We start from the raw sequence: 11,266 nt of genomic DNA, 5'->3' as shown, positions 1-11,266 counted from the left end.
CTAGACGGCGCCCGCCCCGGTCAGCGAGCGCACCTCCGTCTCGGCGTGCTTGGCCTCGTCGGGGGCCTCGGTCGAGGTGACCGTGCCCAGCCAGCCTGCGAGGAAGCCGAGCGGGATCGAGACGATGCCGGGGTTGTCCAGCGGGAAGAACTGGAAGTCGACGCCGGGGAACAGCGATTGGGGACCGCCCGACACCACGGGTGAGAGGACCACGAGCACGACGGCCGGGATCAGACCGCCGTACACGGACCAGACGGCGCCCCGGGTGGTGAAGTCGCGCCAGAACAGGGAGTACAGCAGCACGGGCAGGTTTGCCGAGGCGGCGACGGCGAAGGCGAGGCCCACGAGGAAGGCGACGTTCAGGTCGCGGGCCAGCAGTCCCAGGCCGATCGCCACGACGCCGACGCCGACGGCGGCGAAGCGCGCCACCGTCACCTCGCTACGGGCGGCCTTGCCGCCGCGCCGGCGCCGCAGGGACGCGTACAGGTCGTGGGCGACCGAGGCCGACGAGGCGAGCGTGATGCCGGCGACGACGGCCAGGATCGTGGCGAACGCGACGGCCGCGACGACCGCGAAGAGCACGGTGCCCGCGGTGGAGCCCGCGCCGCCGCCCAGGTCGAGCGCGAGCAGCGGTACGGCCGTGTTGCCCGCGGCGTTCGAGGCGCGCACCTCCGCGGTCCCCACGATCGCGGCCGCGCCGAACCCCAGGACGATGGTCATCAGGTAGAAGCCGCCGATGAGGCCGATCGCCCAGACCACCGAGCGGCGGGCGGCGCGCGCGGTGGGCACGGTGTAGAAGCGGGACAGGATGTGCGGCAGACCGGCGGTGCCGAGGACGAGCGCGAGGCCGAGGCTGATGAAGTCGAACCGGGACGTCCAGTCACCGCCGTAGCGGAGCCCAGGCGCCAGGAACGCCTGTCCATGGCCGCTGTGCTCGGCCGCGCTGAGCAGCAGCCGGTCGATGTCGCCGTGGAAGCGCAGCAGGACGAGCACCGTCAACGCGATGGTGCCGCCGAGCAGCAGGACCGATTTGACGATCTGGATCCAGGTGGTGGCCCGCATCCCTCCGAACGACACGTAGATGACCATGAGCGCGCCGACGCCGATGACGGTCCAGGTCTGGGCCGCCCCGCCGTCGCCTCCGAGCAGCAGCGCGACGAGGGTCCCCGCGCCCACCATCTGCGCCACCAGATACAGAACGGACACGGTGACCGAGGAAGTTCCCACCGCGATCCGTACGGGGCGTTCCCGCATCCGCGCGGCGACGACGTCGGCGAGGGTGAACCGCCCGCAGTTGCGGACCAGTTCCGCGACGAGGAAGAGCACGACCAGCCAGGCCACGAGGAAGCCCACCGAGTACAGCATGCCGTCGTAGCCGAACAGGGCGATCAGGCCGGAGATCCCGAGGAAGGACGCGGCCGACATGTAGTCGCCCGCGATGGCAAAACCATTCTCCATGGGCGAGAAGAGACGGCCGCCGGCGTAGAACTCCTCCGCGCTGCCACGGCGGTTGCGGCCCGCCCAGGTGGTGATCGCCAGCGTGACCGCGACGAACACGCTGAACAGCAGCAGCGCCAGGGTGCGGTGATCCTCCGTCATGCCATGCCCCCCTTGGTGCCCCGCGTCAGTTCCTGGGTGTCCCAGCGCAGTTCGAGCGCGGCCCGGTCCCTGCGCAGGCGCGCGTGACGGGTGTACGCCCAGGTGAGCAGGAAGGTGGTGAGGAACTGCCCGAGTCCCGCGAGCATCGCGATGTTCACGGCGCCCGCCACCGGCCGGGCCATCAGCCCGGGCGCGGTGGTGGCGGTGACGACGTAGGCGACGTACCAGGTCAGGAACGCGGCGGCGGTCGGCAGCGCGAACCTCCGGTAGCGGCTGCGCACTTCCTGGAAGGCGGCGCTCCGCTGCACCTCGAGGTACACGTCGGCGGCGGCCGGTGGGGCGGTGTCAGGGGCCACCGTGACGTCCGACTCGCCCCATCCGGAGGCGAGGGCGTCGTACCAGGGATCGTCGTACCGCGGGGGCCTGGCGTCGCGGGGACGACCGTCGCTTGAGCACATGCCCAAGCATGGACAGAAGGGAAAGACCGCCGACCGGGCTTCTCAGGCCGTTTCACCCCATCAGGTGATTCAGCAGGCAAAGCGGCATACCGGTCAGGCGCGACAAGAGTCGAGTTCACCTTGTGATGGACCCCGGAACGGCAGAACCGGCCGGGGCCCACGCCCCGGCCGGTCCTCCGTACGTTCGGTCTCGTCCTAGGTGTCGATGCGCGAGCGGTCCAGCGTCGCGGCCGAGCTGGAGATGAACTCCTTGCGCGGCGCCACGTCGTTGCCCATCAGGAGGTCGAAGACCCGCTCGGCCGCCTCGAGGTCGGTGAGGCTGATCCGCCGCAGGGTGCGGTGGCGCGGGTCCATGGTCGTCTCCGCCAGCTGGTCGGCGTCCATCTCGCCGAGACCCTTGTAGCGCTGGATGGAGTCCTTGTAGCGCACGCCCTTGCTCTCGAACTCCATGAGCTTGTCGCGCAGCTCGCGGTCCGAGTACGTGTACACGTATTTGTCCTGACCCTTCTTGGGCTGGACGAGCTCGATCCGGTGCAGCGGGGGCACGGCGGCGAACACCCGGCCCGCCTCGATCATCGGGCGCATGTACCGCTGGAACAGGGTCAGCAGCAGGGTGCGGATGTGCGAGCCGTCGACATCGGCGTCGGTCATCATGATGATCTTGCCGTAGCGCGCCGCGTCGATGTCGAAGGTGCGGCCCGACCCCGCCCCTATGACCTGGATGATCGCTCCGCACTCGGCGTTCTTGAGCATGTCGGTCACGGACGACTTCTGGACGTTGAGGATCTTGCCGCGGATGGGCAGCAGCGCCTGGAACTCGGAGTTCCGGGCGAGCTTGGCGGTGCCCAGCGCGGAGTCTCCCTCGACGATGAAGAGCTCGCTGCGGTCGACGTCGTCGCTGCGGCAGTCGGCCAGCTTGGCGGGCAGCGAGGAGGACTCCAGGGCCGTCTTGCGGCGCTGCGCGTCCTTGTGCTGGCGGGCCGCGATCCGGGTGCGGGCGGCGGCGAGGGTCTTCTCCAGGACCGAGCGCGCCTGTGCCGCCGCGTCCCGCTTGGTGGACGTCAGGAACGCCTTGAGCTCCTTGGCGATCACGCCGTTCACGATGCGGCGGGCCGCCGAGGTGCCGAGGACCTCCTTGGTCTGCCCCTCGAACTGCGGCTCGGCGAGCCGGACGGTGACGACGGCGGTCAGGCCCTCCAGGGCGTCGTCCTTGACGATGTCGTCCTCGGCGACGCGAAGCATCTTCTTGGCGCGCAGCACTTCGTTCATGGTGCTGGTCACGGCGGTCTCGAAGCCCGCGACATGGGTGCCGCCCTTGGGGGTGGCGATGATGTTCACGAACGACTTCAGGGTCGTGTCGTAGCCGGTGCCCCAGCGCAGGGCGACGTCGACGCCCAGCTCGCGGGTGACCTGGGTCGGGGTCATCTGGCCGTGCTCGTCCAGGACCGGGACGGTCTCCCTGAAGGTGCCCTGCCCGGTGAAGCGGAGCACGTCGCAGACCGGCTTGTCAGTGGCCAGGTACTCGCAGAACTCGCTGATGCCGCCGTCGAAGCGGAAGGACTCCTCGCCCTTGCTTCCGCCGGCGCCGAGACCGACCTCGTCCCGGACGACGATGGTCAGGCCGGGCACCAGGAAGGCGGTCTGGCGGGCGCGCTGGTGCAGCGTCTCCAGGTCGAGCTTGGCGTCCTTCAGGAAGATCTGCCGGTCGGCCCAGTAGCGCACGCGCGTGCCCTCACGCGCCTTGGGGATCTTCTTCGTCTTGCGCAGGCCGCTCTTGGCCTCGAACTTCGCCGCCGGGCCTTCACCGGCGAAGACGCCGGGGACCCCGCGCCGGAAGCTGATCGCGTGGGTGTGGCCGCCGCGGTCGACCTCGACGTCGAGACGGGCGGACAGGGCGTTCACCACGGAGGCGCCCACGCCGTGCAGACCGCCGGAGGCCGCGTAGGAGCCGCCGCCGAACTTTCCGCCGGCGTGCAGCTTGGTCATGACGACCTCGACGCCGGAGAGGCCGGTCTTGGGCTCGACGTCGACCGGGATGCCGCGGCCGTTGTCGCGGACCTCGACGGAGCCGTCGTCGTGGAGGATCACCTCGATGTGGTCGCAGTAGCCGCCGAGGGCCTCGTCCACGGAGTTGTCGATGATCTCCCACAGGCAGTGCATGAGACCGCGGCTGTCGGTCGACCCGATGTACATGCCGGGGCGTTTGCGCACGGCTTCGAGGCCCTCGAGGACGAGCAGGTGCCGCGCGGTGTAGTTGGAACCGTCCCGGTCTGCTCCTGCCAGCAGCGCTGTGGACGGCACGGACGTATCGGCGGTCACGCGGTTCGCTCCTCGCTGAATTTCACTGGGCGCCCTAGTGGGTACGGGCTTGGCTTCGGTCGCCGCTCAGAGGGTACCGAGGCCTGGTAGAGCCGTTGTAACGCCACCCTCGTCGGAAGTCACCCTAGTCCAGACTCGTATGGATGTTCGATCCCTCGGAGGAGTGAAGCACATATCACGTTCCCTTCGGGGCATGAACCATTTAGGCTCCGGGCACGTCCTCATGAACAAACCGGCAACCCGGCCGGGGAGGACCGACCATGACCAAGAGCGCGAAACCGTAAGCACGACAGCACGCAATACGGCACATTCGCCGCCACACCGGCAGCAGCCCACCACCTCCGAAAAAATTTCTCTCTGGGAGAAGCCACGAGCGGGAACGTTTTCGGGCTGGTTGGATGTTGACCCTGGTACGACAGCTCGTCGAGCTAGAGAAGAGGCGACGTGACTACTGTTCTGACCCCCGCGAGCCCCCTGACGGCCGCTGACCGCTGCGACCGTTGCGGCGCGCAGGCGTACGTGCGCGTCGTCCTGCTCAGCGGCGGAGAGCTGCTCTTCTGCGCCCACCACGGTCGCAAGTTCGAGCCGGAACTCAAGAAGATCGCCGCTGAGATACAGGATGAGACGGAGCGGCTGACGACCGTTCCCGCGACGGCGACCGAAGACGAGCGCTGACACCTCGCATCACGACGAGCCAGCACCGGCACAGGCCGGTAGACGGGCGGTCCCCCATGAGACCACAGGGGGGACCGCCCGCACTCGTCTCAGGCACGCTCAGCCGCTCCCCGCGCCCTCCCGCACAGCGGAGCGCCATCCCGCGATCCGGATGATGTCGGACACCCGGGTGTAGACACCGGGGCTTCCCGCACGTCCGCAGCCATTGCCCCAGGACACCAGTCCGATCAGTTTCCCCTGCGCGACCAGGGGCCCTCCGCTGTCCCCCTGACAGGCGTCCCGGCCACCTTCGCGCTCCCCCGCGCACACCATGCTGTCGGCCAGATACCGGCCCTCACCACCGCCGGGATACGCCTCCTCGCACAGCGTGTCCGGCAGTACCCGCACCCGCGCGGCCCGCAGCCCCCGCGGATAGTCCCCCGCGCCCGTGACATCGCCCCACCCGTAGACCAGCGCCCGGGTGCCCGACGCATAGGCCGGGTCGCCTGCGCCTGCCATCCCGATGACCGCCGAGGCGGGCAGGGCCTGGGCCAGCGACAGCACGGCGAAGTCCCCGTCGTTGGTGTCACCGTCGTAGTCCGGATTCACCCAGGCCCCGCTGACGGCGATCTCACGGCCGTGCGACGACGTCAGATCGGTGCGCCCCGCGATCACACTGAGGTCGCTCACCTGGTCCGGCGTGGACCCCAGGACCTCCGGACTGAGACAGTGGGCCGCCGTGAGCACCGTGGAGCGCCCCACGACGGCACCCACGCAGAACTGCCCCGCCCGGGTACCCCCGAACCGGTCACGACTGGACACCGCCACGGTCCAGGGACTCTGCGACACATCGACGGGGAACCCGCCCACGACGACTCGGTCGGCGGCCGCCGGCGCGGCCGTGACCAGCGGTATGGCGGCCGCCGCAGCCGCCAGAACCAGCGGCCGGGCCAGCGCCCGGACAAAGGTACGACGCATGACGCTCCTCACTCTCGGGTGGTCATGGCACACCCAGAGTGATTCAGCGGCCCCGGCCCCGCACCCGCGCACACACGAAGACCCGGCACCCACGAGGGGTACCGGGCCTTTCGCGTGCTGCCGGTGCGGCCTAGTCGAGGTAGTCGCGCAGGACCTGCGAGCGCGACGGGTGGCGCAGCTTCGACATCGTCTTCGACTCGATCTGGCGGATGCGCTCACGCGTCACGCCGTAGACCTTGCCGATCTCGTCGAGGGTCTTCGGCTGACCGTCGGTGAGACCGAAGCGCATGGAGACCACGCCGGCCTCGCGCTCGGACAGGGTGTCGAGCACGGAGTGCAGCTGCTCCTGCAGGAGCGTGAAGCTGACCGCGTCGGCCGGGACGACGGCCTCGGAGTCCTCGATGAGGTCACCGAACTCGCTGTCGCCGTCCTCGCCCAGCGGGGTGTGCAGGGAGATGGGCTCGCGGCCGTACTTCTGGACCTCGATGACCTTCTCGGGGGTCATGTCGAGTTCCTTGGCCAGCTCCTCCGGGGTGGGCTCGCGGCCCAGGTCCTGGAGCATCTGGCGCTGCACGCGCGCGAGCTTGTTGATGACCTCGACCATGTGCACCGGGATACGGATGGTGCGGGCCTGGTCGGCCATGGCGCGGGTGATCGCCTGGCGGATCCACCAGGTGGCGTACGTGGAGAACTTGTAGCCCTTGGTGTAGTCGAACTTCTCGACCGCGCGGATCAGACCGAGGTTGCCCTCCTGGATCAGGTCCAGGAAGAGCATGCCGCGGCCGGTGTAGCGCTTGGCCAGGGAGACCACGAGGCGGAGGTTGGCCTCCAGCAGGTGGTTCTTGGCTCGGCGGCCGTCCTCGGCGATGATCTCCAGCTCGCGCTTGAGCTTGGGGGCGAGCTTGTCGGCGTTCGCCAGCTTGTCCTCGGCGAACAGACCGGCCTCGATGCGCTTGGCGAGCTCGACCTCCTGCTCGGCGTTGAGCAGGGGGACCTTGCCGATCTGCTTGAGGTAGTCCTTGACCGGGTCGGCGGTGGCACCGGCGGCCGCGACCTGCTGCGCGGGCGCGTCGTCCTCGTCCTCGTCGGACAGGACGAAACCGGCGCTCTCGGTGCCCTCGGGCTCGTCGCCCTTGGGGGCGTCCTCGAGGACCTCTTCCTCGACGAGCTCGGCGTCGTCCTTCTTGCCGGAGGTCTTCTTGGCCGCCGTCTTCTTCGTGGCGGCGGTCGTCTTCTTCGCGGCAGCCTTCTTGGCCGTCGTCTTCTTTGCGGCCGCCTTCTTCGCGGGGGCGGCCTCGTCCTCGACGGCGGGTTCCGCGGAGGGCGCCGCGGGCGTGGCGGTGGCGGTGGCCTTCTTGGCGGTCACCGTCTTCGCCGCGACGGTCTTGGTGGCGGTGCGCTTGGCCGGACTCTTCGCTGCGACGCTCTTTCGGGTGCGCTTGGGCTCCGCGGCACTGACCATCAGCGTCACACCCTCTTCCTCGAGGATCTGGTTGAGGCTGCGCAGTACGTTCTTCCACTGAGTGGCCGGAATCTGGTCAGCTTCGAAGGCCCGACGCACATCGTCGCCGGCGATCTGCCCCTCAGCCTTTCCCCGCTCGATGAGAGCCATGACAGAGACGGACTCGGCGATCTCCGGCGGGAGCGTACGGGATGTGCTGGCCGACACGAACAACCTCTCGGAACGTTGGAAAGCGGCTTCCGGCCCCGTCCGGTGCGGACAGGAGCCGACCACCGGCCTGGGGATTGGACCGACGGTGCGGGCAGGGGCCGGGAAGACATACAGCGCCTCGAACGGCGTCCGTATTCCCTTCCTCGGCTGTCACCTCTTAGGTCATCGCGCTGTTCCCCCGAGCGTTACGCCCATTCTGCGTGGCCCGAGTCACATCCCGTAACCGACCAAAAGCAGACATAGGGCAACAAAAGAGGTCAGCTCCCGGCGCTTACCCGATGTCCTTCACGATGTCACGCCCGGCACGGTACGGCTGTCGAGTCCCCTCTTCGCGCCGTCGGACCCGCAGGATCCGTCGTGGATCCTGCGGGTCCGACGGGGAGGGTGCGCGTACGGGGGATGCCCAGGAGGGGGAGGCATCGCCCGGGCGCGGCACCCGGGGGGTGGAATCAGTGCTCGCGGGGTGCGGGCACCACACGCTCCACCTCGGGGTGGACGGTGAGCAGCTGGCGCATGGCCGCCTCGGCGGCCGCGCCGTCGCCGGCCGCGAGGGCGTCGACGATCCTGCCGTGCTGCCCGAGGGACGTCTCGTTCGGCCGGTCACAGCCGGTCACCGGGCCGCCGGAGACCTGGAGAGCGGCCGAGACGATGCCGGAGAGGTGCTCGAGCATGCGGTTGCCCGCCATCTGGATGAGCAGCGAGTGGAACTCGGCGTCGGCACGGGAGAAGGTCAGGACGTCGCCCTGCCCCATCGCGTGCCCCATGATCTCGACCATGTCGGAGAGGCGCTGCTGAACGTCGTCGCGCCCGTGCCCGGCGGCAAGACGGGCGGCGAGCGGCTCGATCGTCCAGCGCAGCTCGCTGAGCTCCCGGCGCTGGTCGTCGCGCTGTGGCCCGAAGGCCCGCCACTCGATGATGTCCGGGTCGAGGAGGTTCCAGTCACTGACGGGGCGCACCCGCGTGCCGACGTTCGGACGGGCACTGACCAGGCCCTTCGCCTCCAGGACGCGGAGCGACTCCCGCACGACGGTCCGGGAGACCTCGAAGCGCTGGCCGATCTCCTCGGGCACGAGCGGACGGTCGGCGCCCAGATCCCCGGAGACGATCATCTGTCCGAGCTGCTGAACGAGTTGGCCGTGCAGCCCGCGTCCGCGGCTGCCCGCCGTACGGCGGCCGACGCGGCCGAGTTCGGGGTCCGCGCCCTCCCAGGTGGGGGTCCCGACGCGGTCGGCGACGGAGGCCTCGGCGTAGGGGTAGCGGTCGAGTTCGCCCGGGCCGACGAGTCCGGAGTCGGCGGCGCGGGCGGCGGTCATCATGGTGTGCGCAAGGGTACTCACGCATCCTTTGTCGGCGCCGTTTCCAACTCCCTTGAGGTCTTTGGTGAAAAGCACACGAAAGGGTGATCGCTCACCCCGTCGCAATTGACGCCTTATCGGAAAGAAATGAGCTATCCCCGGGGAGTTGCGCGCAAGGCCATTCAATAAAGGGCGGGAACAGTCGTCATCGGACCTTTCCGCGTAGGGTCGTGAAGAGGAAGGCGCCGAGCAGAGCGGCGAGGGACAACGTCAGTGCCCCACCCACGGGTTGGGCGATCAGACGGGCCGCGGCCTCCACGTACCGCTCCCCGCCGAACGGCCACTGGTTCAGCAGCAGCTCCCGGATCCGCAGCGGAAACCCGGCCGCGGTGCGCACGGACGGCCCCTCGACGATCTTGTGCACGACGGGTACGACGGCGACGGGCACCGCGACCACGGCCGCCAGCCCGGCCGTCGTGGACCGGAAAAGCCCGGCCGCGAGCACCCCGGCCCACGCGCAGCCCACCACGAGCCCGAACCAACTGGCGGTCAGCGAAAGCCAGTCCGAGGGAACTTCCGCGAGCTCCCGGCCGTATACGAGATAGAGCATCTCGATGTCGCAGCCCAGGGTGAGCACCGCGAGCAGCAGCGCGGTGGCGGTGGTGACGAGGAGTTTCGCGGCCAGCAGCCCCAGCCGGCGGGGGACGGTGCCGCGATCCGCCGCCAGCGCGGGATGGCGGAACTCGTCGCCGAAGGCGAGCGCCCCGAGCAGTCCGGCCCCGAGCGCCGCGGGCGGCAGCGGCAGCTGCTGGGGCCACCCGGCCATCAGCCGGGGCCGGGGCGTGTGGCCGACGCGCGCCAGCAGGACGGCGGTGACGGCGGACACGAGGAGGACGGCCCCGCAGGTGACGAACCCGGTGCCGACCCCGGCGGCGCGCCGCAACTCGTAGCGCAGGGGGCGGAGGGGGCTGGGGGCGGGGCGGACGGAGATGGGGGGCGGGAGCTCGGGCAGCGCGTCGAGTTCGGCGGAGGGGGCCTCGGCGGCCCGCCGACGGGGTGTGGTGTCGGACGCCTCGGTCTCCGGCTCGGTCCGCTGCCGGTCGCCCGAGCGTGCCTGCGGGGTGCGCGCCTCGGTGCCCGGCGCCGTGGCGGACCGTTGACGCCGCTTGCGTACCGGGGTGGACGCGGTGGACGACGTGGCGGACTCCGTCGCGGAGGAGGTCGCGGTGCCGGTGCCGGTGCCGGTGGTGCGGGTGGGGCCGCCGCTGCGGGCGCGTGTCGCCGCCTGCTCGCGGGACCCCTCGGGCCGCGATACGGCTGCCTTGCGCTGCGGTGCCACATCGGCCCGCGCCTCATCGGCGGACCGGTCGGCCGTGGTCGACACCCTCGGACCCATGTCCCCCACCTCATCGGCGAGTTGATGGACCGGGATGCCGTTGCGGAACGCCGTCTCCCCCACGTCGGCGCATGTACTGCCGTACACCGACAGCCGGTTGCCGCTCTCGCGTACGACCTCGACCGAGCGGTGCGTGGCGCGGGCCTCCTTGGTGAGCAGGGTGGCGAGGCGGGGGGCATGGGGGGTGCGGACGGCGACGCGGGGACGCAGCCGGGTGCGGGCGAAGTCGGCCGCCTCCTGGTCGGCGACGACACGTCCCCGCTCCAGGGTGACGACCTGGTCGGCGGTGCGCGCGGCCTCCTTGGGGTCCGGCGTGGTGAGCAGGACGGTGCCGCCGTGCGCGACGTGTGCCCGCAGCATGCCGTGCATCCAGCGCTTCTCCCGTGTCGAGAGCCCGCTGGTGGGGTCGTCGAGCACAAGGGTGTGCGGGTCGGTCAGCAGGGCGCAGGCCAGCCCGAGACGGCGGTCCATGCCGCGCGAGAGCGTGGAGAGCCGTTCGTCGCGCAGGCTGACCAGGCCGACGACCTCCAGCACCTCGTCGGCGCGCCGGGCGGGAACACCGGCTGCCGCACAGAGCATGCGCAGATGACCGCGGACCGTGCGGGCCGGGTGACCGGGCACGTCCCCGAGGAGTACGCCCACCTCGCGCGAGGGGTGGGCGATGCGGTGGAGGGGGCGGCCCCTGAAGTAGGTGACGCCACGGCCCCGTTGGAGTTCGAGCATGAGTCTGAGCACCGTGGTCTTGCCCGCACCCGGCCCCCCGAGCAACGCGGTGACGCGCCCCGCGCGCGCCTCGAACGACACGTCGTCGACGGCGGGGGGAAGGTCCTTGCGAGGGTCGCTGGTCAATCCGATGGCCTGGATCACCCGCAGCAAGATAGCGCGCTATGTCCGT

Annotated in this window: 8 protein-coding genes; 1 reads left to right on the top strand and 7 read right to left on the bottom strand. The window is 70.3% G+C overall.

What is annotated here, in order from left to right:
- From KBY32_RS26115 to KBY32_RS26105, 3 genes are all read right to left on the bottom strand, one after another.
- A complete protein-coding gene (locus KBY32_RS26115) occupies positions 1-1,599 on the bottom strand; it encodes a cation acetate symporter (protein ID WP_210981851.1) in 1,599 nt (532 codons plus the stop codon).
- Positions 1,596-2,057 carry a DUF485 domain-containing protein gene (locus KBY32_RS26110; protein ID WP_210981850.1) on the bottom strand — a complete coding sequence of 154 codons (462 nt, stop codon included), beginning with the start codon at positions 2,055-2,057 and terminating at the stop codon, positions 1,596-1,598. The genes KBY32_RS26115 and KBY32_RS26110 overlap by 4 nt, the downstream gene beginning before the upstream one ends.
- Positions 2,058-2,252: 195 nt before the next feature.
- A complete protein-coding gene (locus KBY32_RS26105; protein ID WP_210981849.1) occupies positions 2,253-4,376 on the bottom strand; it encodes a type IIA DNA topoisomerase subunit B in 2,124 nt (707 codons plus the stop codon).
- A 444-nt stretch (positions 4,377-4,820) separates the two neighbouring features.
- Here KBY32_RS26105 and KBY32_RS26100 point away from each other — a divergent pair, with 444 nt between their 5' ends.
- Positions 4,821-5,051, top strand: a complete 231-nt coding sequence (locus KBY32_RS26100) for a hypothetical protein (protein ID WP_055622107.1) — start codon at positions 4,821-4,823, stop codon at positions 5,049-5,051.
- Positions 5,052-5,150: 99 nt separating this feature from the next.
- Here KBY32_RS26100 and KBY32_RS26095 read toward each other — a convergent pair whose 3' ends face one another.
- From KBY32_RS26095 to KBY32_RS26080, 4 genes are all read right to left on the bottom strand, one after another.
- Positions 5,151-6,008 (bottom strand): serine protease, encoded by an 858-nt coding sequence (locus tag KBY32_RS26095; protein ID WP_210981848.1) that lies wholly within the window; start codon positions 6,006-6,008, stop codon positions 5,151-5,153.
- A 130-nt stretch (positions 6,009-6,138) separates the two neighbouring features.
- Entirely contained in the window at positions 6,139-7,677 is a 1,539-nt protein-coding gene (locus KBY32_RS26090; RefSeq protein ID WP_055622190.1) for an RNA polymerase sigma factor, read from the bottom strand.
- Positions 7,678-8,129: 452 nt separating this feature from the next.
- A complete protein-coding gene (locus tag KBY32_RS26085) occupies positions 8,130-9,017 on the bottom strand; it encodes a FadR/GntR family transcriptional regulator (RefSeq protein WP_079033647.1) in 888 nt (295 codons plus the stop codon).
- A 163-nt stretch (positions 9,018-9,180) separates the two neighbouring features.
- A complete protein-coding gene (locus KBY32_RS26080; protein WP_210981847.1) occupies positions 9,181-11,238 on the bottom strand; it encodes an ATP-binding cassette domain-containing protein in 2,058 nt (685 codons plus the stop codon).
- Between the last annotated feature and the right edge of the window lie 28 nt (positions 11,239-11,266).

The sequence above is a fragment of the Streptomyces sp. RK62 genome (genome assembly GCF_018070255.1).
Classification (GTDB): Bacteria; Actinomycetota; Actinomycetes; order Streptomycetales; family Streptomycetaceae; genus Streptomyces; species Streptomyces nigra.
Note: the sequence above shows the minus strand (reverse complement) of the source record. Positions and strands in the feature narration are given on the sequence as shown.